Origin of the sequence: Kitasatospora sp. NPDC057223, assembly GCF_042669755.1 — a bacterium.
In the GTDB taxonomy this organism is placed as follows: Bacteria; Actinomycetota; Actinomycetes; order Streptomycetales; family Streptomycetaceae; genus Kitasatospora.
The window spans coordinates 21,766-43,520 of sequence record NZ_JBHUWW010000075.1 but is presented as its reverse complement, the minus strand read 5'-3'; the positions used below and the strand labels follow the sequence as shown (position 1 = coordinate 43,520).

At 73.5% G+C, this 21,755-nt stretch carries 21 protein-coding genes; 10 read left to right on the top strand and 11 right to left on the bottom strand.

The features are described from left to right. Positions 1 to 83 precede the first annotated feature (83 nt). Positions 84 to 572 (top strand): glutathione peroxidase, encoded by a 489-nt coding sequence (locus tag ACFUK0_RS24550; RefSeq protein WP_380253684.1) that lies wholly within the window; start codon positions 84 to 86, stop codon positions 570 to 572. A gap of 113 nt (positions 573 to 685) precedes the next feature. On the opposite strand, the gene ACFUK0_RS24545 is transcribed toward ACFUK0_RS24550, so the two are convergent. Then, positions 686 to 1,615, bottom strand: coding sequence for a LysR family transcriptional regulator (locus ACFUK0_RS24545; protein WP_380253682.1), 930 nt, complete (start codon positions 1,613 to 1,615; stop codon positions 686 to 688). An 83-nt stretch (positions 1,616 to 1,698) separates the two neighbouring features. On the opposite strand from ACFUK0_RS24545, the gene ACFUK0_RS24540 reads away from it, so the two are divergent. The 4 genes from ACFUK0_RS24540 to ACFUK0_RS24525 all read left to right on the top strand — a co-directional run bounded on the left by ACFUK0_RS24540 (position 1,699) and on the right by ACFUK0_RS24525 (position 5,981). Further along, a complete protein-coding gene (locus ACFUK0_RS24540; RefSeq protein WP_380253680.1) occupies positions 1,699 to 2,400 on the top strand; it encodes a succinate dehydrogenase cytochrome b subunit in 702 nt (233 codons plus the stop codon). Continuing rightward, positions 2,397 to 4,352 carry a fumarate reductase/succinate dehydrogenase flavoprotein subunit gene (locus ACFUK0_RS24535; protein ID WP_380253678.1) on the top strand — a complete coding sequence of 652 codons (1,956 nt, stop codon included), beginning with the start codon at positions 2,397 to 2,399 and terminating at the stop codon, positions 4,350 to 4,352. Before ACFUK0_RS24540 ends, ACFUK0_RS24535 begins: the two co-directional genes overlap by 4 nt. Beyond that, entirely contained in the window at positions 4,349 to 5,083 is a 735-nt protein-coding gene (locus ACFUK0_RS24530; protein ID WP_380253676.1) for a succinate dehydrogenase/fumarate reductase iron-sulfur subunit, read from the top strand. Before ACFUK0_RS24535 ends, ACFUK0_RS24530 begins: the two co-directional genes overlap by 4 nt. A 157-nt stretch (positions 5,084 to 5,240) precedes the next feature. Next, positions 5,241 to 5,981, top strand: coding sequence for a DUF4232 domain-containing protein (locus ACFUK0_RS24525; protein WP_380253674.1), 741 nt, complete (start codon positions 5,241 to 5,243; stop codon positions 5,979 to 5,981). A gap of 76 nt (positions 5,982 to 6,057) precedes the next feature. Here ACFUK0_RS24525 and ACFUK0_RS24520 read toward each other — a convergent pair whose 3' ends face one another. Then, positions 6,058 to 6,780: a hypothetical protein gene (locus tag ACFUK0_RS24520; protein ID WP_380253672.1), complete on the bottom strand. Its 723-nt coding sequence runs from the start codon at positions 6,778 to 6,780 to the stop codon at positions 6,058 to 6,060. 326 nt (positions 6,781 to 7,106) lie between these two features. Here ACFUK0_RS24520 and ACFUK0_RS24515 point away from each other — a divergent pair, with 326 nt between their 5' ends. Then, on the top strand, positions 7,107 to 9,242 hold the full coding sequence (locus ACFUK0_RS24515) for a restriction endonuclease (RefSeq protein WP_380253670.1): 2,136 nt from the start codon (positions 7,107 to 7,109) through the stop codon (positions 9,240 to 9,242). A gap of 72 nt (positions 9,243 to 9,314) precedes the next feature. Here the strand turns inward: ACFUK0_RS24515 and ACFUK0_RS24510 are convergent, their stop codons facing one another. Continuing rightward, positions 9,315 to 9,962 carry a DUF1524 domain-containing protein gene (locus tag ACFUK0_RS24510; protein ID WP_380253668.1) on the bottom strand — a complete coding sequence of 216 codons (648 nt, stop codon included), beginning with the start codon at positions 9,960 to 9,962 and terminating at the stop codon, positions 9,315 to 9,317. 199 nt (positions 9,963 to 10,161) lie between these two features. Next, complete coding sequence (locus ACFUK0_RS24505) at positions 10,162 to 10,635, bottom strand: winged helix-turn-helix transcriptional regulator (protein ID WP_380253666.1); 474 nt, start codon at positions 10,633 to 10,635, stop codon at positions 10,162 to 10,164. 84 nt (positions 10,636 to 10,719) lie between these two features. On the opposite strand from ACFUK0_RS24505, the gene ACFUK0_RS24500 reads away from it, so the two are divergent. Continuing rightward, positions 10,720 to 11,556 carry an enoyl-CoA hydratase/isomerase family protein gene (locus tag ACFUK0_RS24500; RefSeq protein ID WP_380253664.1) on the top strand — a complete coding sequence of 279 codons (837 nt, stop codon included), beginning with the start codon at positions 10,720 to 10,722 and terminating at the stop codon, positions 11,554 to 11,556. A gap of 114 nt (positions 11,557 to 11,670) precedes the next feature. On the opposite strand, the gene ACFUK0_RS24495 is transcribed toward ACFUK0_RS24500, so the two are convergent. Beyond that, entirely contained in the window at positions 11,671 to 12,438 is a 768-nt protein-coding gene (locus tag ACFUK0_RS24495; RefSeq protein WP_380253662.1) for a hypothetical protein, read from the bottom strand. A gap of 203 nt (positions 12,439 to 12,641) precedes the next feature. Here ACFUK0_RS24495 and sigJ point away from each other — a divergent pair, with 203 nt between their 5' ends. Together sigJ and ACFUK0_RS24485 are read left to right on the top strand one after the other, a co-directional pair. After that, positions 12,642 to 13,583 (top strand): RNA polymerase sigma factor SigJ, encoded by a 942-nt coding sequence (gene sigJ / locus ACFUK0_RS24490; RefSeq protein ID WP_380253660.1) that lies wholly within the window; start codon positions 12,642 to 12,644, stop codon positions 13,581 to 13,583. Positions 13,584 to 13,695: 112 nt separating this feature from the next. Further along, complete coding sequence (locus ACFUK0_RS24485; RefSeq protein WP_380253658.1) at positions 13,696 to 14,901, top strand: NAD(P)/FAD-dependent oxidoreductase; 1,206 nt, start codon at positions 13,696 to 13,698, stop codon at positions 14,899 to 14,901. A gap of 92 nt (positions 14,902 to 14,993) precedes the next feature. Here the strand turns inward: ACFUK0_RS24485 and efeU are convergent, their stop codons facing one another. The 6 genes from efeU to ACFUK0_RS24455 all read right to left on the bottom strand — a co-directional run bounded on the left by efeU (position 14,994) and on the right by ACFUK0_RS24455 (position 20,953). Beyond that, positions 14,994 to 15,872, bottom strand: a complete 879-nt coding sequence (gene efeU / locus ACFUK0_RS24480) for an iron uptake transporter permease EfeU (protein WP_380253656.1) — start codon at positions 15,870 to 15,872, stop codon at positions 14,994 to 14,996. A 54-nt stretch (positions 15,873 to 15,926) separates the two neighbouring features. Then, positions 15,927 to 17,249: an iron uptake transporter deferrochelatase/peroxidase subunit gene (gene efeB, locus ACFUK0_RS24475; protein ID WP_380253654.1), complete on the bottom strand. Its 1,323-nt coding sequence runs from the start codon at positions 17,247 to 17,249 to the stop codon at positions 15,927 to 15,929. A 118-nt stretch (positions 17,250 to 17,367) separates the two neighbouring features. After that, positions 17,368 to 18,504: an iron uptake system protein EfeO gene (gene efeO / locus ACFUK0_RS24470; RefSeq protein WP_380253652.1), complete on the bottom strand. Its 1,137-nt coding sequence runs from the start codon at positions 18,502 to 18,504 to the stop codon at positions 17,368 to 17,370. A gap of 207 nt (positions 18,505 to 18,711) precedes the next feature. Further along, positions 18,712 to 19,563, bottom strand: a complete 852-nt coding sequence (locus tag ACFUK0_RS24465) for an ABC transporter ATP-binding protein (protein WP_380253650.1) — start codon at positions 19,561 to 19,563, stop codon at positions 18,712 to 18,714. Positions 19,564 to 19,791: 228 nt separating this feature from the next. Continuing rightward, complete coding sequence (locus ACFUK0_RS24460) at positions 19,792 to 20,433, bottom strand: class I SAM-dependent methyltransferase (protein WP_380253648.1); 642 nt, start codon at positions 20,431 to 20,433, stop codon at positions 19,792 to 19,794. A gap of 142 nt (positions 20,434 to 20,575) precedes the next feature. Further along, the gene (locus ACFUK0_RS24455) at positions 20,576 to 20,953 is read right to left on the bottom strand and encodes a YrdB family protein (RefSeq protein ID WP_380253646.1); all 378 of its coding nucleotides are present in this window, start codon (positions 20,951 to 20,953) and stop codon (positions 20,576 to 20,578) included. Between the two features lie 207 nt (positions 20,954 to 21,160). Between ACFUK0_RS24455 and ACFUK0_RS24450 the strand changes: the two genes are divergently transcribed. Beyond that, a complete protein-coding gene (locus tag ACFUK0_RS24450; protein WP_380253644.1) occupies positions 21,161 to 21,754 on the top strand; it encodes a hypothetical protein in 594 nt (197 codons plus the stop codon). The last annotated feature ends 1 nt before the right edge of the window (position 21,755 follow it).

The window sequence follows — 21,755 nt, the reverse complement described above, 5'->3', positions numbered from 1 at the left end:
GGCCCGGAACAGCTCCGGGCCCGCGGTGGTTGTCCGCTGTGGCAGCATCCGTTGTGTCAACCAACCGATCGAAGGACACCCTCGTGAGTCTCTACGACATCCCGCTGCGCACCCTGTCCGGTGAGGCCGCCTCGCTGGCCGACTACAAGGGCAAGGCGCTGCTGATCGTCAACGTCGCCTCCAAGTGCGGCCTGACCCCGCAGTACGCGGGCCTGGAGCGCCTCCAGGAGCGGTTCGCGGCGCGTGGTTTCAGCGTGCTGGGCTTCCCCTCGAACCAGTTCGCCGGGCAGGAGCCGGGCAGCTCGGAGGAGATCCAGACCTTCTGCTCGACCACCTACGGCGTCTCCTTCCCGCTGTTCGAGAAGACGGACGTGAACGGCGACGACCAGCACCCGCTGTACGCCGAGCTGACCAAGGCCGCCGACGCCGAGGGCCAGGCCGGTGACGTCAGCTGGAACTTCGAGAAGTTCCTGATCAGCCCGGACGGCACGGTGGCCGCCCGGATCCGCCCGCGCACCGAGCCGGAGGCGGCCGAGGTCGTCGAGGCGATCGAGGCCCTGCTGCCGGCGTAGTCGGCCCAGGACCGCCGTACGGCCCGGGGCGGGCACTGCCGAGCGCAGTGCCCGCCCCGGGCCGCGCCCGTGTCCCGTGACGCGTAGCGCGTGTCCCGTGACGCGTGACGCGGTCAGAGCAGCGGGAGCAGCAGTTCGGTTCCGGGCGGCAGCTCGCCGGCCCGGGCGGCGCCGCGCAGGTGGGCGAGCAGGGTGGCGCGCAGGGCGGTGGCGGCCCGGGTCGACGGCACCTCGGCGCCGTGCGCGAGGGCGATCGTCCGCCCCAGCCCCGGCCCGGCGAACGGGGTGACGGCCAGGCCGGAGCGCGCGGCGACCATGCCGGGCAGTACGGCGGGGCCCAGGCCCGCCCGGACGAAGCCGAGCACCGCGTCCATCTCGCCGCCCTCGACGGCGAAGACCGGGTCGAAGCCGGCCGCCCGGCAGGCCCCGATGGTCGCCTCGCGCAGGTCGTAGCCCTCGCGGAACATCACCAGCGGCCGGCCCTGCAGCTCCTCGACCCGCACCCGCCGCCCACGCGACGGGGGGCCGGCCGAGACCAGCACGAGTTCCTCGTGCAGCAGCTCGGTGACGGCGAGCGCCGGGGCGTCCTCGGGCTGCGGGGTGATGATCAGCGCGAGGTCCAGCTCTCCGGCGCCGAGGCTGCGCACCAGATCGCGGGAGCCGCCCTCGCGGACCAGCAGCGCGACCTCCGGGTAGCGGTCGCGGAACACCCGCAGCACGTCCGGCACCAGGCTGGTGCACAGGCTCGGCGGGGCGCCGAGCCGGACTCTGCCGCGCCGCAGCTGGACGGTCTCCTGGACGGCGAGCCGGGCGCTCTCGGTGTCGGCGAGGATGCGCCGGGCGAGCGGCAGCAGGGCGTCGCCCGCGTCGGTGAGAGCGATGTTGCCGCGCGTGCGGTGGAACAGTTCGGCGCCCAGCTCCCGCTCCAGTGAACGGATCTGCTGGGAGAGCGAGGGCTGGGCCACGTGCACGGCGTCGGCGGCCCGGGTGAAGTGGCGGGCGTCGGCGACCGCGACGAAGTAGCGGAGTTGCTGGAGCTGCACGCCTCCCACCATAGAGCAGTCCTATCGTGGCGAGCCGCAGCATGTCTTGGACGTACCGTCCGCGACTTTCTACGGTGGTGCCCATGACATCGGCGACTCGGACGGGGCATTCGTCCACCTTGGTGACCCTGTGGCGGTCGACCGTCGGCAAGAAGGCGGTCATGGCCGTCAGCGGCCTGGCCATGCTGCTCTACCTGGTCTTCCACATGCTCGGAAACCTCAAGGTCTTCTTCGGCCCCGACGACATCAACGGGTACGCGGCCTGGCTGCGGACCCTCGGGCAGCCCTTCCTCGGGCACGGCTGGTTCCTCTGGATCGCCCGCTTCGCCCTGCTGGCCGCCGCCGTCCTGCACGGTGTCTGCGCCTACCAGCTGAGCCGGCGCGACCTGGCCGCCCGGCCGGCCAAGTACGCCCACCGGCGGCGGCGGGCGAGCTACGCGACCCGGACGATGCGCTGGGGCGGGGTCATCCTCGGCCTGTTCATCGTCTGGCACATCCTCGACCTGACCACCCTCACCGTGAACCCGCTGGCCGAGGAGGGGCACCCGTACCAGAACATCGTGGCCTCGTTCTCGACCTGGTACGGCGGCGGGATCTACGTCCTCGCGATGCTGGCCCTCGGGCTGCACATCCGGCACGGGTTCTGGAGCGCCGCGCAGACCCTCGGCGCCAACAACGCCCGCCGGGACAAGGCGTTGAAGGCCGTCGCCAACGGCCTGGCGCTCGTCCTGACCGCCGGCTTCCTGTCCGTACCCGTGGCCGTCATGACCGGAGTGGTGAGTTGAGCACCCAGAGCACGTTCTCGGACTACGGCGTCGGCGCCCCGATCGCCGACGCCAAGGCCCCCGCCGGGCCGATCGAACAGCGTTGGGACCAGCGGCGGTTCGACGCCAAGCTGGTCAACCCGGCGAACCGTCGCAAGCACACCGTGATCGTGGTCGGCACCGGCCTGGCCGGCGGCGCGGCGGGTGCCACGCTGGCCGAACAGGGCTACCACGTGGTGCAGTTCTGCTTCCAGGACTCGCCGCGCCGGGCGCACTCGATCGCCGCGCAGGGCGGCATCAACGCCGCGAAGAACTACCGCAACGACGGCGACTCGATCCGCCGGCTGTTCTACGACACCGTCAAGGGCGGCGACTTCCGGGCGCGCGAGTCCAACGTGCACCGGCTCGCGCAGGTCTCGGTGGAGATCATCGACCAGTGCGTCGCGCAGGGCGTCCCGTTCGCCCGCGAGTACGGCGGGCTGCTGGACACCCGCTCGTTCGGCGGCGTCCAGGTCTCCCGGACGTTCTACGCCCGCGGCCAGACCGGCCAGCAGCTCCTGCTCGGCGCCTACCAGGCGCTCTCGCGCCAGATCGCGGCCGGCAACGTGGAGATGCACCCGCGCACCGAGATGCTCGACCTGGTCGTGATCGACGGACGGGCCCGCGGCATCATCGCCCGTGACCTGGTCACCGGAGAGATCTCGACCTACCTGGCGGACGCCGTGGTGCTCGCCAGCGGCGGCTACGGCAACGTCTTCTACCTCTCCACCAACGCCAAGAACTCCAACGCGACGGCCGTCTGGCGGGCCCACCGCCGCGGCGCGTACTTCGCCAACCCGTGCTTCACCCAGATCCACCCGACCTGCATCCCGCGCAGCGGAGACCACCAGTCGAAGCTGACCCTGATGAGCGAGTCGCTGCGCAACGACGGCCGGATCTGGGTGCCGAAGGCCAAGGGCGACACCCGCCCGCCGGCCGAGATCCCCGAGCCGGAGCGGGACTACTACCTGGAGCGGATCTACCCCGCGTTCGGCAACCTGGTGCCGCGCGACATCGCCTCCCGGGCCGCCAAGAACGTCTGCGACGAGGGACGCGGCGTCGGCCCCGGCGGGCAGGGCGTCTACCTGGACTTCGCCGACGCCATCGCCCGGCTCGGCCGCGACCAGGTCGAGGCGAAGTACGGCAACCTGTTCGAGATGTACGCGCGGATCACCGCCGAGGACCCGTACAGGGTGCCGATGCGGATCTACCCCGCGATCCACTACACGATGGGCGGACTCTGGGTCGACTACGACCTGCAGACCAGCCTGCCGGGCCTGTTCGCGATCGGCGAGGCCAACTTCTCCGACCACGGCGCCAACCGGCTCGGCGCCAGCGCGCTGATGCAGGGTCTCGCCGACGGCTACTTCGTCCTGCCGGCCACCCTCAACGACTACCTGGCCCGGCACCGCGCTGAGCCCGTGCCCGAGGACCACCCGGCGATCCAGGAGGCGACCGCCGACGTCACCGACCGGCTGAACCTGATCCTCGCGGTGGACGGCGACCGCACCCCCGACTCCTTCCACCGCGAACTCGGCGAACTCCTCTGGGAGGAGTGCGGGATGGCCCGTGACGAAGCCGGTCTGCGCCGGGCCCTGGAGCGGATCCCGCAGCTGCGCGAGGAGTTCTGGCGCCGGATCAAGGTGCCGGGGACGGGCCTGGAACTCAACCAGTCCCTGGAGAAGGCCAACCGGCTCGTCGACTACTTCGAACTCGCCGAGCTCATGTGCCTGGACGCCCTGCACCGCACCGAGTCCTGCGGCGGCCACTTCCGCGAGGAGAGCCGCACCCCGGAGGGCGAGGCGGCCCGCAAGGACGAGGAGTTCTCCTACGCCGCCGCCTGGGAGTTCACCGGGACGGGCACCGCGCCCGTGCTGCACCGCGAACACCTGGAATTCGAGCACGTCCACCCCACCCAGCGGAGCTACGCATGAACCTCACCCTGCGGATCTGGCGCCAGGCGGGCCCCGACACCGCCGGCTCGATGACCACCTACCAGGTCACCGGCATCAGCCCCGACATGTCCTTCCTGGAGATGCTGGACACCCTCAACGAGGAACTGATCCTGCGCGGCGACACACCCGTCGCCTTCGACCACGACTGCCGCGAGGGGATCTGCGGCGCCTGCGGCATGGTCATCAACGGCCAGGCCCACGGCCCCGAACGGACCACCACCTGCCAACTGCACATGCGGCACTTCCAGGACGGCGACACCATCGATGTCGAACCGTGGCGCGCCGCCGCCTTCCCCGTGGTCAAGGACCTGGTGGTGGACCGCACCGCCTTCGACCGGATCATCGGCTCCGGCGGCTACATCACCGCGCCCACCGGCAGTGCCCCCGAGGCGCACGCCACCCCCGTCCCGAAGGAGGCGGCGGACACCGCCTTCGAGCACGCCGAGTGCATCGGCTGCGGCGCCTGCGTGGCCGCCTGCCCGAACGGCTCGGCGATGCTCTTCACCTCGGCGAAGGTGGTCCACCTCAACATCCTGCCGCAGGGCGCGCCCGAACGTGCCAACCGGGTGCAGTCGATGGTCGCCGCCATGGACGCCGAGGGCTTCGGCGGCTGCACCAACACCGGCGAGTGCGCCACCGCCTGCCCCAAGGGCATCCCGCTCCCCAGCATCGCGGCGATGAACCGGGAGTACCTGCGAAGCCTGCGGTAGTCGGTGGGCGGCGGTGGGCGGCGGTGCCACGGCGGGCTGCCCTTTCGGGCAGGGAACGGGACGGGCTGCAACCGGCAGCCGTGATCCCGTGTCCCAGGCTCCGGAATCACCGTCCGGGGCTCGCCGAGCCCCGCCGGATTCTCCGGGAGGAGAACTCATGCACGTCCGCAAGGTCACTTTCGCCGTCACCGCCGCAGTCGCCGCCGGGCTGGCCCTCACCGCCTGCGGCGGCAGCGGCGGCGGTGCGGGTGCGGCAGCCCCGCCCGCGTCCGCGCCGCCGCTCGCCGCGACCACGCCCGCCACCACGACGGGTGGCGGGATCGTGCCCACGGACGGGATCACCCCGACGGGGAAGGCCTCGCCCGCACCCGCCGCCGCCCCGTCCGGCGCCGCCAGGCCGAGCGGCTCCGCAGCGGGTACCACAGCCACCCCGGCCGGCGCCCGCTGCACCGCCGCCGACCTGGAGATCAGCCTGCTCGGCCCGGAGCTGCTCGCGGACGCCGAGCAGCCCGCCTACGCCGCCCTCCACGTGGTGAACACCTCCGCCCGGACGTGCACGCTGACCGGGTTCCCGGGGATCCAGGTCACCGACGACTCCGGCCGGACCCCCACCCCGCTGACCGCCGACCGCGACACCGGGTTCCCGGCGACGGCCGTCACGCTCAAGCCGAAGCAACTGGCCAATGCCAACCTGGAGTACAGCGACGTGAACACCGAGGGCTCCGCCTCCGGTCGGCGCACCTGCGGGTTGACGGCGTCCAGGGCCCAGGTGATCCTGCCGGACGAGACCCAGCCCAAGCAGGTCAAGGTGACCGGCGGCGTCGACAACAACACGCTGAACATCTGCGGCAAGCTCAGTGTGCAGCCGTTCCAGGGCGTGCCCGGGGTCAACGCCTGACCGGCCCGACCCCGCTCCGCCCCGACCGGCCCCGGCCCCGGCCCCGGTCCGTCAGACCGGGCCCGACCCCGCTCCGTCAGGCCGGGCCGTACCCGTCCTGACGCACGTCCCCGGACACCACGTGAGCCAGGTGGCCGTAGCCGCCGGCCTCCCAGACCACCGCCCGGAATTCCTGGAGGGTGAGCGCCGTGGGCACCGTGCCCGACGCGGCGCGGAAGTGGACGGTGGCGCAGCGCCCGCAGTACCAGCCCTGGGACCACAGCCGCTCGGCGGTGGCCCGGCCCGCGAGGAGCCGTCGTCTCGCCGACCCGCGCCGGGCGGCCCGGACGAACAGCACGATCGCCGTCAGGAGCGCGAGCGCGGAGATCCACCCCAGGAAGGAGAAGACGGACTGCGGTGCGTCCGTCACCGGCGCGGGGTCGAACGGGTTGGTGTCGAAGGGGTAGTTGCCGAAAGGGCGGTCCCGGGAGGGCGTCGGCGTGCTGTCCTCGCTGAACCAGTGGCCGGCTGCCGCACCCCCGGCGAAGGTGCCGACGGACAGAATTGTCAGGAAGACCGCGGCCAGAGCCCCGAGCTGCGAGGGCCGGTCGGCCGGCGCCGGTGCCAGGGCGGAGGACAGCGACGTGGTGACCGAGCGGGTGACGGTCTGCGCCGGGTCGTCGAAGCGGGCCGGAGTCGTGATCCTGACGCTGTCCCGTCCTGCGTGGTAGACGGCCGGAACGCCGGCCACCCGATCAGTGCGGCCGCAGCTCGGGCACGGCTGCAGCATCGGTGGTCCGGCGTCCTCGTTCGCTGCCATGAAGCCCCCCCTGTGTGGTGCCGGTCGACGCGTCGTGCCGACGGCGCGTGGCCATGCTGGCAGACGACGGGCGGCCTCGGCGGCGGTCTTGAGCGAACCCTGAGGTTCCGGTCCCGACCGGTCCCCGAGCGGGCCCCGACCGGGTCCGGACCAGGTCCCGACCTGCCCCCGACGCCGGGCGCGCCGGGCTCCGACCGGGGTCGGCGGGCACGGCTGCGGCGGCCACTTGGGTGATCCACCCGTCCACGTTCTATTGTTGCCGCGCGGCCACACCGCGGCCGGGCGGCCGGACGGGGCGCAGGCGGCCGTGGAGCGAAGGGGTGGACGTGGCGGGGCGGCGGAACAGCGGAGTGCTGGCGGTCTGGGCGGAGGCGCAGCGGCAGCAGCAGCGCCGCGAGGAGGCCCAGTGGCGGGCGCAGGCCGCCGACCAGCGTCGGCAGGAGCGCGAGGCCCGGGAGGCGCAGCGCACGGCGGCCCGGGGCGAGCGTGAGGCGCTGAGGGCGTACCAGCAGTCCCGGGAGGCGGAGGCGGCCCGGCGGACGGCGGAACTGGACGCCCGGGCGGCGGAGTTGCGGGACGTCCTGCGGGCCGGGCTGGAGCAGCCGCCGTTCCGGCCGGCCGCGCTGCTCGCACCGGCGGGCCTGCCGCCGTTCGAGCCGGGGCGGCTCGGCGTGCCGGTGCCGATGCCCGACCAGGCGCAGTACCACGTGCAGCCGCCGGACGCGGTGCAGGCCCGCAATCCGGCGATCCGCCGCCAGTACGAGGAGTACCTGACGCAGGCGCGGGCCCGCTTCGAGCAGGACTGGTACCGGGCGCAGGCCGCCGAGGCCGACCGCCAACGCCAGCTCGCCGAGTACCACGGGCAGTACCTGGCGTGGGTCGCCGACCACCGTCGGCAGGACGACGAACGCGCCGCGCGTACCCAGGAGTTGCTGCAGCGCCTGCGGTCCGGTGAGGCGGACGCCGTGCAGGAGTACTTCACGGCGGTGCTGTACGCGTCGGCGCGCTGGCCGGAGGGGTTCCCGCACAACCTGGTGGCCGCGTGGGAGGCGTCGACCCGCGAACTGGTGGTGAACTGGGAGCTGCCGGCTGCGGACGTGGTGCCGGCCAGTGCCCGGGTGCGGTACGTGAAGTCGGACGACCGGGAGGCGGAGGTGGCCCGGCCGGCCACCGAACGCAAGTCGCTGTACCGGGAGTTGCTGGCGCAGAGCGCGCTGCGGGTGATCACCGAGCTGTTCCGGGCGGACGCCGACGGGCTGCTGGCCTCGGTGGTGCTGAACGGCTTCGTGCGGGGCATCGACCCGGCCACCGGGCGTGAGGCGGAGCGGTTCCTGCTGACGGTGACGGTGTCGCGGGCGGAGTTCTCGGCCCTGTCGCTGGACCGGGTGGCCGCCGTCGAGTGCCTGTTGGGCCTCGGCGGGCGGCTCTCGGCCCGGCCCGAGCGGCTGGACGAGGTGCGGCCGGACAGGCTGCCGGAGACGGTCGGCGGCAGCCTTGCCGGACAGGGCGGCGAGGACGAGCCGGACCTCTTCGAGATGGACCCGATCGAGTTCGAGGAGCTGATCGCCGAGCTGTTCCGGGCCCGCGGGTACCGGGTGATGACGACGGCCCGCAGCGGCGACGCCGGGGTGGACGTGGTCGCCGAGGACCTCGACCCGGTGACGGGCGGACGGATCGTCATCCAGGCCAAGCGCTACCGCTCCACGGTCTCCCCCACCGCCGTCCGCGACCTCGACAGCACGGTGCGCCACCACGGCGCGATCAAGGGCATCCTGGTGACGACGGCGGGTTTCGGGCCGGGCAGTTACGACTACATCCGCAACAAGCCGCTGAGCCTGGTCACCGGGCCGGAGCTGGTGGAGCTGCTGGCCGAGCAGGGACTGCGCGGCCGGCTCGGCCCGGCGGCCCCGAAGCCCGACGGGGCGACGGCCGCGACCCCGGACGGGACGGTCCGCCTGGACGTCAGCTGGCAGAGCCGGACGGCGGCGGGGGATGCGGTGGAGCTGGACGTCTCGGCGTTCCTCTGCGCGTCCGGCCGGGTGCTGAGCGACGAGCACTTCGTCTTCTTCAACAACCCGCAGGATCCGGAGGGCGCGGTGCGCCTGCACCCCACCCACTCGGTGCCCGGTGAGCCGGCCCGGGGCGCCGCGCTGACCGTCGACCTGGCCCGCCTCGCACCGGGGGTCGACGAGGTGGTGATCGCCGTCTCCACCGAGGAGGAGGCGCCGCCCGCCCTGCCGCTGGGCCAGGTGCACGGACTGGCGCTGACGGCCGCACCGGGCAGCGCCGCCACCGGCCAGGACCGCTGGGCGGACGGAACGGACGGGATCTCCGACAGCGCGATGCGGGTGGGCTCGATCCGCCGCGCGGCGGGCGGCGGCTGGCAGTTCTCGGCCGCCCCGGCCCCGGTGCGCGGCGGGCTGGCGGGCCTGGCGGCCCGGTGGGGCGTGTCGGTCGAGTAGGCGGTCGGCCGGGAGCACACCCGACGCCGCAGGGCTCCGGCACGGACACCGCCGGAGCCCTGCGGCGGGCGGTCAGCAGCCCGCGAGGAGGGAGGTGAGGGCGCTCTTCTCGGCACTGTCGACGGTCAGGCCGTAGTAGTACTTCACCTGCACCCAGGCGCGGCTGTAGACGCAGCGGTACGAGGTCTGCGGCAGCCAGTGGGCCGGGTCCTGGTCGCCCTTGCTGCGGTTGGAGCTGGCGGAGACGGCGATCAGCTGCGGGCGGGTCAGGTCGTTGGCGAGCGCCTGGCGCTGCGCGGTCGTCCAGGCCCAGGCGCCGGAGCGCCAGGCCTCGGCCAGCGGGATGAGGTGGTCGATGTCGAAGCTGGAGGCGCTGGTGGTGGTCGCGTTGTCGTAGGCGGACGTCCAGTTGCCGCTGACGGAGGCGCAGGCGGAGTCGGTGACGACGTTGCTGCCGTCGCGCTTGAGGACGGTCTCGCGGGTGTTACAGGTACCGGAGATGGTGATCCAGTGCGGGAAGAGCGCCCGGTCGTAGGTGTCGGCGTGGGCCTCCGCCGCGACGGTGAGGGCGGCCAGGTAGCTGCGGGCGGTCGCGCCCGAGACGGGCGTCGGCAGGGCGGCCTGGGCGGAGCCGGCGCCGGTCAGCAGCGTGGTGACGGCGAGCAGGAGGGCGCCGACGGCGGCCATCAGGGCACGGCGGAGCGAACGTATCTCGGGCATGCGGAACTCCAGGGGGGTGACGGGCAGGCGGGAGCTCCCGGACCAGTGCACCGTCCGGGTGGACAACCAGCTTGCAGCCGTTGGGGTTTACGCGGGTAGACCCTGGAGGTTAACTTTTGACCGCTCCTCAACAATCAGCAGGACGTGGGCTGGTGAACGCAGGCCGGCACGACCTTCGGAGCGGTACGGAGCGCCCGCCTCAGCCGCCGTCCGGCAGCGTACGGAGCGAGGGCCCGGGCAGCATCGCGATGTCCGACGGAGCGCACACGTCGGAGTCGTCGGTGACGAGCGCGGTGATGACCGGCCGGCCCGTTCTGCGGTCGACCAGGTGCACGGGCGGGCCGTCGCCGTCCGCGAGGTAGCGGTCGCCCCACTGCATGAGACCGACCATGACGGGATAGAGCCCCCAGGCCTTCTCGGTCGGCCGGTACTCGTAGCGCTCGCGCCCGCCGTCCTCCCGGTAGGGCGTGCGGTCGAGCAGGCCGTCGTCCACCAGCTCGTTCAGGCGTCGGCTGAGGACGGAGCGGGACACGCCGAGGTGCTGCTGGAAGTCCTCGAACCGCCGTACGTCGTTGAAGACTTCGCGGAGCACGGCGATCGCCCAGGGCTTCCCGATGACGCCGAGCGCGCGGAGCACCGAGCAGTTGCCGAGGTCGACCGACGTCCATTTCACATCCGCAGCCTACCGCCCTTGAGTTCGGATCAGGAACTCAGCTACCGTCTGAGTTCTCATCAGAAACCCAGAGGGGAAATCCGGATGCCCTACGACGGCTACCGCACGCTCACCGTCCGAGTCGACGACGGAGTCGCGCTCGTGACGATCGACCACCCCCCGGTCAACCTCGCCGACCAGGAGGTGGCCGCCGACCTGGACAGGTTCAGCACCGCCGTCCGGACCGACGAGGACGTCCGGGTGATCGTGCTGGAGAGCGCCGACCCGGACTTCTTCCTCGCGCACGGCGACATGTCGCTCGCCCTGGACCCGGGCCTCCAGGAGCTGCTGGCCCAGGCCGGGACGGACACCCCCAACCCCGGCCAGGCTCTGCACGAGCGGTTCCGGACGCTGCCGCAGGTCACCATCGGCAAGCTGGCCGGGCGGGCCCGCGGCGGCGGCGCCGAGTTCCTGCTCGCCCTCGACATGCGCTTCGCCGCCACCGGGCGGGCCTGGCTCGGGCTCCCCGAGGTCAGCCTCGGGATGATTCCCGGCGGCGGCGGGACGCAGTACCTGCCCCGGCTCACCGGCCGGGCCCGCGCCCTGGAGATCATCCTCGGCTCCGACGGCTTCGACGCCGAACTCGCCGAGCGCTACGGGTGGGTGAACCGGGCGCTGCCCGCCGCCGAGCTCGACGGCTTCGTCGAACGGCTCGCACGGCGGATCGCCTCCTACCCCGCAGCCGCCGTCGCCGCCGCCAGGGCCGCGGTGGACGCCGCGCACCTGCCGGTACCGGAGGGGCTGCTGGTGGAGAACGAGCTGATCCAGCAGGTCTTCTTCACCCCGGAGACCACCCGCCGGGTCAAGGACGCCCTCGCCGCCGGCGCGCAGACCCGCGAGGGCGAACTCGACCTGGAGGGCCTGCTCGCCGGGAGCCGATGACCCCTCCGGGCGGCTCGGGCACGCCGCCGGGCCGTCCGAGAGCCCCGCCAGCGGCAGCGGGCCGCCGGCAAGGGCGCGGCCGTGCCAGTGAGCCACCGGGAAGTCCCGTAGGCGTCAGCCGGCCGTCGTCCTGATCTTGTCGAGCTGGCGGGCCACGAGCTCCTGCGGCGTCTTCGCCGGGCCGCCGCCGGGGACGGTGCTGGGCGAGAACACCGCGACGACGCTCCCCAGCCGCACCACGGTCAGCTCCTGCGCCTGACCGTCCGAGGTGAGGGTGTAGGAGACCGCCTCCTCGCCGAGCGCCGGCGCGGGCAGCGCCGCGACGGTGCCCCGCTTGGGGATGCTGCCCTCGTAGCCGGTGCAGGTGGTGAGAGCGCTCTTCAGAGCGGCCAGCACCTGGTGCGCACCGTCTCCGTCGATGCTGGCCAGCATGATCTGGGTGAGGGCGGTCGGCGAGCTCCCGGCGGCGGCGCCGGTGATCACGTAGGCCGCCGGGTCCGGCTTGATCTTCCCGGTACGGATGCCCTCGATCGGCTGGCAGTCCGCCGGGCGGGTGCTGAGTACGGCCTTGCCGATCTCCATCGGCATTTCCATCATGGTGTAGCCGTTCAGGTCGCCGGTGGCGACCAGGGCGGCCTGCAACTCCGCCTTGCCGAGCACCCGCGAGGGTCCGGCCGGGGCCGGGGCCGGGGCGCCGGTGGGCGCGGCGGCCGCCGGGGCGGAGGTGCTCGGTGCGGCCGCCGGGGCGGGGGCGCCGGCGGCCGGGGTCGACGCGCTCCCGGCAGCCGTCGGCGCCGCACCCGTCCCGCTGCTGCCGCAGGCCGTGACCGTCAGGGCCACCGACAGGCCGAGCGCCGCCAGCACAGCGTTACTGCCTCGCATCAACATCTCTCCGTCCGGGCTGCGGTACTGACGCCGGCCGCCGGGACTCGGCAGTGGTCGTCGTCCGCGCTCGGCTGTCATGCTGGCACAGCCCGTGGCGACGACCGGCGGATCGCACGAAGCGGTGACACAACTGATGAACCGTCATGACATCGGCATCCGCTCAGGGTCGCCGCCGGCCCCGGTCGGATACCATCACGGGCATGGCGCTGATCATGAGTGACGTGGCCCGGTTCGAGGCGGCCAGGCCCCGGCTGGAGGCCATCGGCTACCGGCTGCTCGGTTCGGCGAGCGAGGCGGAGGACGCCGTGCAGGAGACGTTCCTGCGCTGGCAGGCGGCCGACGTCGCCCGGATCGAGGTGCCCGAGGCCTGGCTGACCAAGGTCCTCACCAACTACTGCCTCAACCAGCTCACTTCGGCCCGCGCCCGGCGCGAGACCTACGTCGGCCGGTGGCTGCCCGAGCCGCTGCTCGCCGGGGACCGCATGCTCGGCCCGGCCGACACCGCCGAGCAGCGCGAGTCGGTGTCGTACGCCGTCCTCGTCCTGCTGGAGCGCCTGTCACCGGGCGAGCGGGCGGTGTACGTGCTCCGCGAGGCCTTCGACTACCCGCACCGGGACATCGCCGAACTGCTGGACATCACCGAGGCCGCCAGCCAGCAGACCTACCACCGGGCCAAGAAGCACGTCGCGGACGGCAAGGCCCGGATCGAGGTCGACGACGCCGCCGCCCGCAGGATCGTCGAGGAGTTCCTCGTCGCCGCGACCAGCGGCCGGACCGAACCCCTCGTCCGCCTGCTCGCCCAGGACGCCGTCTCGGTCGGCGACGGCGGCGGGAAGGTCCCGGCCCGCGCGAAGGCGTTCGAGGGCGCGCTCGCGGTCGCCACGTTCCTGCGCGGCCTCTTCAAGCCCGGCGACGCCAAGCGGGCCTACGTCGGCGGCGCGCCCGGCATCTACGCCACGACCGCGAACGGCGGGCCCGCCATCGTGGCGGTCGTGGACGGCCGGGTCGTCGGGATCTCGTGCCTGGAGGTCACCGCGGACGGTGTCACCGCGGTGCGCAGCCAGGTCAACCCCGACAAGCTCGTCCGCGCGACCGAGCAGTGGGCCGCCGCGGACCACGGGAGCCCGCTCCACATCCTCTGACCCGGTGTGGCGTGCTTCACATCCCGATCCTGTCAGGAATCGCCGGGCTGTCCGGTTCAGGGGGCGAAACCGCGTAAGAGAGCGGCGGAACCTCGCAGACAGGAGCAGGCCCATGCAGCACCGCATCGTCGTCATCGGAGCCGGATACACCGGAGCCGTCGCCGCCGGCCGCCTCGCCAAGCGGCTGCACCGCGAGGACGTCGCCATCACCCTCGTCAACCCCGAGCCCGACTTCGTCGAGCGCGTCCGGCTGCACCAGCTCGCCACCGGCAAGGACCTCACGCCCCGGCCGCTGCGCGAGATGTTCGCGGGCACCGGCGTGGAACTGAGGCTCGCCGCGGTCACCGCCGTGGACGTGGACCGCCGGACGGTGACGGTCACCGCCGCGAACGGGACCGGGCGGGAGGAACTGGCGTACGACACCCTCGTGCACGCCCTCGGCAGCGGTTGGAACGACGGGGGCGTCCCCGGTGTCGCCGACCACGCCCACCAGGTCGCCGGCCGCGCGGGCGCCCTGCGTCTGCGCGACCGCCTGGCCGCCCTCGACGCCGGCCGGCCCGTGGTCGTGGTCGGTGGCGGCCTGACCGGCCTGGAGGCCGCGACCGAGATCGCCGAGGCCCGCCCGGACCTCCGCGTCGCACTCGCCGTCCGCGGCGCCTTCGGCGACTGGCTCTCGGACAGGGGCCGCGCCCACCTGCGGAAGGTGGCGGACCGGCTCGGCATCACGGTCCACGAACAGGCCGCCGTCACCGCCGTGTCGGCGGACGCCGTGACGACCGGCGACGGCCGGAGCATCCCCGCCGACGTCACCGTCTGGACCACCGGCTTCGCCGTCAACCCCATCGCCCGGGCCACCACCCTGGAGCTCACCGACCACGGCCAGATCGTCGTCGACAGCACCATGCGCTCGGTCTCCCACCCGGACGTGTACGCCGTGGGCGACACGGCGATGGCGATGGGCCCGAACGACAAGCCGCTGCGGATGTCCTGCGCCTCGGGCATCCCGATGGCCTGGCAGGCCGCCGACGCCCTCGCCGCCCGCCTCACCGGCGTGAAGGTCCCCCGCGTGCCGATCCGGTACTTCCAGCAGTGCGTCTCGCTCGGCCGCAAGGAGGGCCTGATCCAGTTCGTCACCGCCGACGACCGGGCGAAGGACGGCGCCCTGACCGGCCGTACGGCCGCCCTCTACAAGGAGCTGATCTGCAAGGGCGCGGCCTGGGTGGTGGCCAACCCGACGGCGGGCCTGCCCGCCCGCCGCCGACGCGTCGCCGCGCGGCAGGCCCGGGCCGACGGCACCCCGGCCGGGGCAGCGGCCTGACCCCGCCGCATCCACCGGACGCGGAACGCCCCGCCCGGAGCAGTCCGGGCGGGGCGGGCAGGGCGTTCGCGGCAGAGCGGCGAAGCCGCGGATCAGGCGGTCGGCTTCGCGGAACCCGCACCCGGGGCGCCCGAGGGGGCACCGGCGCCCGGCGTGGCCGGCGTGGCGGTGCCCCGGGTGAAGAGTCCGAGGAACAGCACCAGCGTCGGCACCAGGTACGCCGCCCACACCACGACCTGGAACACGGTCGGGTCCGGCTGGAAGTTGAAGACGCCCTTGAGCAGCGTGCCGTACCAGCTGTCCTTCGGGATGGTGCTGCTGATGTCGAAGGCCTGGTTGTGCAGCCCGGGCAGCCAGCCGGCCTCCTGGAGGTCGTGCACGCCGTAGGCGAGCACGCCGGCCGCGACGACCACCAGCATGGCGCCCGTCCAGGTGAAGAACTTGGCAAGGTTGATCTTCAGCGCGCCGCGGTAGAAGAGCCAGCCGAGGACGACCGAGGTGAGCAGGCCCAGGGTCGCGCCGATCAGCGGGTTGTAGCCGTCACCGGTCGCCTGGACGGCGGACCAGATGAACAGCGCGGTCTCCAGGCCCTCCCGGCCCACCGCCAGGAAGGCGGTGGTCACCAGGGCGAACGTCCCCATCGCGATGGCCGCGTCCAGCTTGCCGTGCAGTTCGCTCCTCAGGTGCCGGGCGGTGCGGCGCATCCAGAAGACCATCCAGGTCACCAGGCCGACGGCGATGATCGACAGCGAGCCGCCGAGCGCCTCCTGGGCCTCGAAGGTGAGCTGGGTGGAGCCGAACTGGAGCACCGCGCCGAACGCCATGCTCAGCACCACGGCGGCGGCGATCCCCGTCCAGACCGGAGCGAGCCTGTCCCGTCGGCCGGTCTTGACCAGGTAGGCGATCAGGATGCAGACGACGAGGCTCGCTTCGAGGCCTTCACGCAGACCGATCAGGTAGTTGCCGAACACGGGGTGCTCCTGTGGGGTGGGGAGGTGGTACGGGCGGGGAGGGCCGGACGCTGTTCAGCCGAACAGGGCCTGGCCCCACCACTCGCCGGGCTTGCGGACGCCCGCCGGGCAGGCGAAGTGGGCGGAGCCGACGTGCTGGATGTACTCGTTGAGCGCGTCACTGCCCGCGAGGCGCTGCTGGAGCGGGACGAACGCCTTGCGGGTGTCGCGCTGGTAGGCGAGGAAGAACAGGCCCGCGTCGAGCCGGCCGAGGCCGTCGGTGCCGTCGGTGAAGGAGAAACCGCGGCGCAGGATCATCAGGCCGTTGTTGGAGTCCGGGTGGGCGAGACGGACGTGGGAGTCCGCCGGCATCGCCTTGAGGTCCGGGGTGTCGCGCTCCTTCTGCTTGCCGTACGGAGCGCCCTCGCCCTTGTTGCGGCCGAAGATGTCCTCCTGCTCCTTCAGCGGGGTGCGGTCCCAGGTCTCGATGTGCATCCGGATCCGGCGGGCCACCAGGTACGAGCCGCCGGTCATCCACTCCGGACCGTCGCCGGGAGCGGCCCACACGTGGTCCGCCAGGGCGGCCGCGTCGGTGCCCGCGATGTTGTGGGTGCCGTCCTTGAAGCCCATCAGGTTGCGCGGGGTCTGCGCGTCCGGCGTGGTGGAGGAGGTCTTGCCGAAGCCGAGCTGCGACCAGCGGACGCTGACCACGCCCATGCCGATCCGGGCCAGGTTGCGGATCGCGTGCACGGCGACCTGCGGGTCGTCCGCGCAGGCCTGCACGCAGATGTCGCCGCCGCTGCGGGCCGGGTCCAGGTTGTCGTGCGGGAACTTCGGCAGGTCGATCAGGCCCTCGGGGCGCTTGGCCTTCAGACCGAAGCGGTCCACGCCGTCCTTCTCGAACAGGGTGGGGCCGAAGCCGACGGTGAGGGTGAGTCGGGAGGCCGGCAGGCCGAGGGCCTCACCGGTGTCGTCCGGCGGTGCCTCGGGCAGGCCGCTGGCCGCGCCGGTGCCGACCTCGCGGCCGCCGGTCATCGCGGCGGCCGCCTTCGTCCACTCCTTGAGCATCTTCACCAGCGCGTCGCGGTCGGTGGTGGAGACGTCGAACGCGGCGAAGTGCAGGCGGTCCTGCACCGGGGTGGCGATGCCGGACTGGTGGTCGCCGTAGAACGGGATGTCAGCGCCGGCGCCCGCGGCGGGGGCGGGGTCGCCCTTCTCCTCCATGGTGGCGGCCGCGACCGATCCCATCGCGGCCGCGCCGATCGCCACGCCCGCGCCCGCCCAGCCGATGACGGCGCGCCGGCTCAGCGGGGCCTTGCCCCCGCCGTCCTGCGCGGACGGCTGGTCGGTCGGCTGCCCGGTCGGCTGCTGGGTCGGCTGAGCGCTGTCGGCGTCCATGGATCGGGGCCCTTCTGTGTGCTGACTCACGGATGCCGTGGCGGCCACTGGGGCCGCCACGGCGGTGTGCTGGAGGGTGGGTGGTGCGGGGCTGGCGAACGTCCGGGAGCTGCCGGTCCTACTGGACGACGACGGCGGCGGCGAGCTTGGAGAGCGGCTCGGCCAGCGCGTTCACCGCGTCGGAGAAGGTCTTGCGCTCGGCGTCGGTCACCTTGTCGTAGGAGACGTAGACGTCACCCTGCTTGTACTTGGCGAGCAGGGCCTGCAGGTCGGCGAACTCGGTGTCCAGCGTCTTCGCCAGCTCCGTGTCCTTCTCGGCGGCGACGGGCTTGAGCAGCTCGTACGCGTACTTGGCGCCCTCGACGTTGCCCGCGAAGTCGGACAGGTCGGTGTGGCTGTAGCGGTCCTCCTCGCCGGTGACCTTGCCGGTCGCGACCTCGTCGAGCAGCTCCTTGGCGCCGTTCGCCATGCTGGTGGCGGTGATGTCGGCGGTGCCGACCTTGCCCTGCCAGTCCTTCAGGTCGGTGACGAGCTGGTCGGCGAGCTTCTTCTCCGCGTCACCGATCGTGTTGTCGGCCCACAGGGACTTCTCCAGCTTGTGCCAGCCGGTCCACTCCTGGCCGGGCTCCAGGCCGTCCTCGCGGACGTCCGTCTTCGGGTCGATGTCACCGAAGCTCTCGGCGACCGGCTCGGTGCGCTCCCAGCCGATCCGGGACGGGGCGAACAGCGCCTTGGCCTTCTCGGCGTCGCCGGCCTTGATGGCGGCGGCGAACTGCTCGACCACGGGGATGGTCGCGTCGGCCTGCTCCTGGGCGTACTTGCGGTAGGAGGCCACGGCCGCGTCGAGCCGCGGGTCGTTCTTGGCCGCGGCGCCGTCGCCGGTCACGGTGATCTTCTGGCGGATGCCGTCGCCGACCATGCCCGGCTTGCAGGCGACCTCGTACTCGCCGGCCTTGATCTCGGCGGCGATGGTGGCCTTGGTGCCGGGGCCGATGTTCTCGCGCTCGGTGACGATCTTGTCGCCGGGGGCGTAGACGTAGACCTCGGTGGCCTTGGAGCCCTTGTTCTGCACCTCGATGCTGACGTGGCCGGCCGGGAAGCTGGTCTTCGACAGCTCGCAGGCGCTGTCGGAGGCGGTGACCTTGACGGCGTCCGCGGAGGCCTTGTCGTCCTTCTTCTGCGAGCAGCCGGCCAGCGCGGCGGCCGCGACAGCGAGAGTGAGCAGCGTGGCTGCGGTCGAACGACGGGCGGACATGAGGGCTCCACGGGAAGGCAGGTGTACGAGGGCAGGGCAAGGCACAGGTGGTGGAACCGGCGGAACCGGCCCCCCACCCACTTAGCTAAGGCATACCTTAGGGATTTCTGATTTTCCCGTCTACACCGCCCCCCGCCCCACCTGCGGCGCGACACGCCGAGGGGGCGCGCCCGCCGCTGCGGACACGCCCCCTCCGTACCCGCTCCGTCAGAGCGCCCGCTGCCCGCCCCGTTCGCCCGTCGGCACCCGGCGGGCCGCCGCCCGCGCCGTCCACCGGCCGTCGTGGCGGGCGATCCTGATCGGGTGCCCGAAGCAGGCGCTGATCAGCTCGGTGGTCACCACGTCGTCGACCTTGCCGGCCGCGATGCACTCGCCGTCACGCAGCAGCAGCGCGTGCGTGGTGCTCTCCGGCAGCTCCTCCAAGTGGTGCGTCACCAGCACGCTGGCCAGCTCGGGGTGCTGGTGGCGCAGCAGGTCGAGGCTGTCGAGCAGCTGCTCACGGGCCGTCAGGTCCAGCCCGGTGGCGGGCTCGTCGAGCAGCAGCAGGCGCGGGCTGGGCATCAGTGCGCGGGCGATCAGGGCCCGCCCGCGCTCACCCTGCGAGAGGTTCGGCCAGGTGGCCCCGGCGACCGCCGCCATGCCGAGGGTGTCGATCACCCGGTCGGCACGGGCCAGCTCGGCCGCGGTCGGCTCCCTCCGCAGGTCGGGCTCGATGCTGTTGGTCAGACCGGTGAGCACAACCTCCCGGACGGTCAGCGGCGAGCGCAGCGGGTGGCGCGGGTTGACGTGCCCGAGGTGGGCGCGCAGGCCCCTGATGTCGACCCGGCCGAGCCGGCGGCCGAGCACGTCGACCTCGCCCCTGGTGGGGTGGGAGACCGCGCCGAGCAGGCCGAGCAGGGTGCTCTTGCCCGCGCCGTTGGCGCCGAGCAGCGCCCAGTGCTCACCGGGCTCGATGGTCAGGTTGATTCCCCGCAGCAGGTACCGGCCGTCCCGGACGACGTCCACCTCCCGGGTGCGCAGCAGGGGGCCGTCGGGGAGGGGGAGGGTGGACGTGCTCATCGCGGACTGCTCCTGGGTGCGCGGCGGGACTGGGCCGGACGGCGGCGGGCCTGCCGGAGGGGCGCACTGACGGGTCCGTCGCGTCTGCGCCGCGGGCGGGCCGTCGTGGGGCGCCGCGCGGCTCCGGGCCGGCGGCTCCGGGCCGACCGTCCGCGTGCAGACTAGCAAGCCGGTCCGGGGCGGCTGCGGGCCGGTGCCGCCCGGGCGGCCCGGGGGCGGGTGCGGCGGTCAGCCGACGGCGAGGCGGCGGACCTTGACGGTGTTGTCGACGCGGGTGCCGGGCTGCCCGTCGGGGGCGGGCTGGCTCCGCTCGTACTCCTCGCTGACCAGCACCTCCCACCCGCCCTCGGCGAGTTCGAGGCTCGCGAGCACCTCGGCCGCCGACGGGAGGTGCACGTCGTGGTGCGGGTGCCCGTCGCCCCAGGAGGGCTTGGCCGCGTGGCCGACGATCAGGAGCACCCCGCCGGGGGCGACGGCCGCGGCGGCGTCGCGCAGGATCTGCTCGCGCGGCAGGTCGCCGAAGGAGTGCAGGAACGCGGCGGACACCAGGTCGAAGCTGCCGGCGGGGAAGGACACCCCGAGGTCGTGCTGCTGCCAGTCGATGCGCTCGCCGACGCCCGCCTGCTCCGCGTGCCCGGCCGCACGGTCGAGGGCGACCCGGGAGATGTCGGTGGCGGTGACCCGCCAGCCCTGGCGGGCGAGCCAGATCGCGTCGCCGCCCTCGCCGCAGCCCAGGTCCAACGCGGTGCCGGGCGCCAGGCCGGTGACCTCGCCGACCAGGCCGGAGTTGGGGTTGCCGCTCCAGATCCGCTCGCTCTCGCGGTAGCGGTCGTCCCAGAACTTCGCGTCCGAGGTGGTGCTCGCGGTCATGGCGGTGTCCTTTCACAGCGGTCGGTCGGCCGGGCCTCCGACGCGTTCCGGACGGCGGCCCGGTTCGATCTTCCGTCTGCCGGCCGGGGCCCGGCAAACCTTCTTGCTGATCCGGCAAGAAGGCCGGAAGCCGGCACCGGACTCACCGCTCGGTGTACTCCACCGCCACGCTGAGCAGGGCGAGCCCGCCGAAGACCACGCCCGGCGCCGGGTGCCCCGCCGCGTACAGCGCGAGGGCGCCGGTACCGAGCACGGCCAGCTTGAGCGCGATCTCGCCGGCCACCGGCAGCGGGAACCTCGGGCCGCCGGCCGCGAGGAACAGCCCCCACACGGTGGCCGCGAGGGCCGGTGCGGCGATCGCCGACAGGACGCTGACGGCCGGGCCGGCGCCGGTGCACGCGCCCCAGTAGCCGAGCGCGGCGAGCAGCCCCAGTTCCAGTGCGAAGGCGAGCCCGGCGTTGACGACGGTGACCGGCGTCCAGCTGCGGCCGGACACCGGCCCCGGTCTGACGATCCTCATGTCCGTTCCCCTCCCCGGCCGGCGCTGGTCCCGGCCACGCGCGGAGTGTGGCAGCGCGGCGATCACCACCGCAAGCACCGGGCGCCGACCGGCCGCCGTCCGGGTACGGGCCGGTTGCGACCACTTGGCGCCAGGTCATGTCCGGTTCGCGTCGCGCTCGTTGAACAGTCCGAGGGGCCGCGCGGGCCCGTACGGGAGGACGAGGCGATGAACGGGCAACCGCAGGAGCAGGACGGGCCGGAGCCCGAGCCGGATGCGCGGCCCCGGCGGCGGTGGCCGGTGGCGCTGCCCGCCACGGGGCTGCTGGTGGTGATGGCGGCCGCCCTGGTGATGTGCGGCCCGGGAGCCGGCGGTGGCCGGACCGCACCCGCGCACGAGGCGCTGCCCTCCCCCGCGCCCGGCCCCGGCCAGGCCTGGCCGAGTCTGGACAGCCTGCCGCCACCACCCTGGCTGCAGTCGCCGACGCCCACCCCGGCCCCGCTGCCGGAACCCGCACCGGCAGCGCCGGCGGCGCCCACGGCGGCCCCGGCCGAGGCGGCGGCCGGCCCCGACGAAGCCGGCCCCGACGAGGAGCAGGAGGCGCAGGAGCACCGGCCGCAGCAGCAGAAGACCCGCCCCCGGCCGGCCCGGACTCCCGCACCTGCTCCGGCCCGGCCGCCCGCACCCGCACCGGCACCGGCACCGGCCGAGGAGGCCGGCCCGCCGCTGACCGCCGGCTCGCTCTGCGAACGGGCCGAGCGGCTCGGCCAGTGGTCGGCCGGCTCCACGGAGTCCGACCTCTGCCACCGCGTCCACGGCTGAG

Coding starts and splice junctions, on each gene's coding strand:
- efeO (WP_380253652.1), bottom strand. CDS start 18,504: ATGTCCGCCCGTCGTTCGACCGCAGCCACGCTGCTCACTCTCGCTGTC.
- ACFUK0_RS24485 (WP_380253658.1), top strand. CDS start 13,696: ATGCAGCACCGCATCGTCGTCATCGGAGCCGGATACACCGGAGCCGTC.
- ACFUK0_RS24455 (WP_380253646.1), bottom strand. CDS start 20,953: ATGAGGATCGTCAGACCGGGGCCGGTGTCCGGCCGCAGCTGGACGCCG.
- sigJ (WP_380253660.1), top strand. CDS start 12,642: ATGGCGCTGATCATGAGTGACGTGGCCCGGTTCGAGGCGGCCAGGCCC.
- ACFUK0_RS24495 (WP_380253662.1), bottom strand. CDS start 12,438: ATGCGAGGCAGTAACGCTGTGCTGGCGGCGCTCGGCCTGTCGGTGGCC.
- ACFUK0_RS24465 (WP_380253650.1), bottom strand. CDS start 19,563: ATGAGCACGTCCACCCTCCCCCTCCCCGACGGCCCCCTGCTGCGCACC.
- ACFUK0_RS24530 (WP_380253676.1), top strand. CDS start 4,349: ATGAACCTCACCCTGCGGATCTGGCGCCAGGCGGGCCCCGACACCGCC.
- ACFUK0_RS24460 (WP_380253648.1), bottom strand. CDS start 20,433: ATGACCGCGAGCACCACCTCGGACGCGAAGTTCTGGGACGACCGCTAC.
- ACFUK0_RS24450 (WP_380253644.1), top strand. CDS start 21,161: ATGAACGGGCAACCGCAGGAGCAGGACGGGCCGGAGCCCGAGCCGGAT.
- ACFUK0_RS24540 (WP_380253680.1), top strand. CDS start 1,699: ATGACATCGGCGACTCGGACGGGGCATTCGTCCACCTTGGTGACCCTG.
- ACFUK0_RS24525 (WP_380253674.1), top strand. CDS start 5,241: ATGCACGTCCGCAAGGTCACTTTCGCCGTCACCGCCGCAGTCGCCGCC.
- ACFUK0_RS24500 (WP_380253664.1), top strand. CDS start 10,720: ATGCCCTACGACGGCTACCGCACGCTCACCGTCCGAGTCGACGACGGA.
- ACFUK0_RS24510 (WP_380253668.1), bottom strand. CDS start 9,962: ATGCCCGAGATACGTTCGCTCCGCCGTGCCCTGATGGCCGCCGTCGGC.
- ACFUK0_RS24520 (WP_380253672.1), bottom strand. CDS start 6,780: ATGGCAGCGAACGAGGACGCCGGACCACCGATGCTGCAGCCGTGCCCG.
- efeB (WP_380253654.1), bottom strand. CDS start 17,249: ATGGACGCCGACAGCGCTCAGCCGACCCAGCAGCCGACCGGGCAGCCG.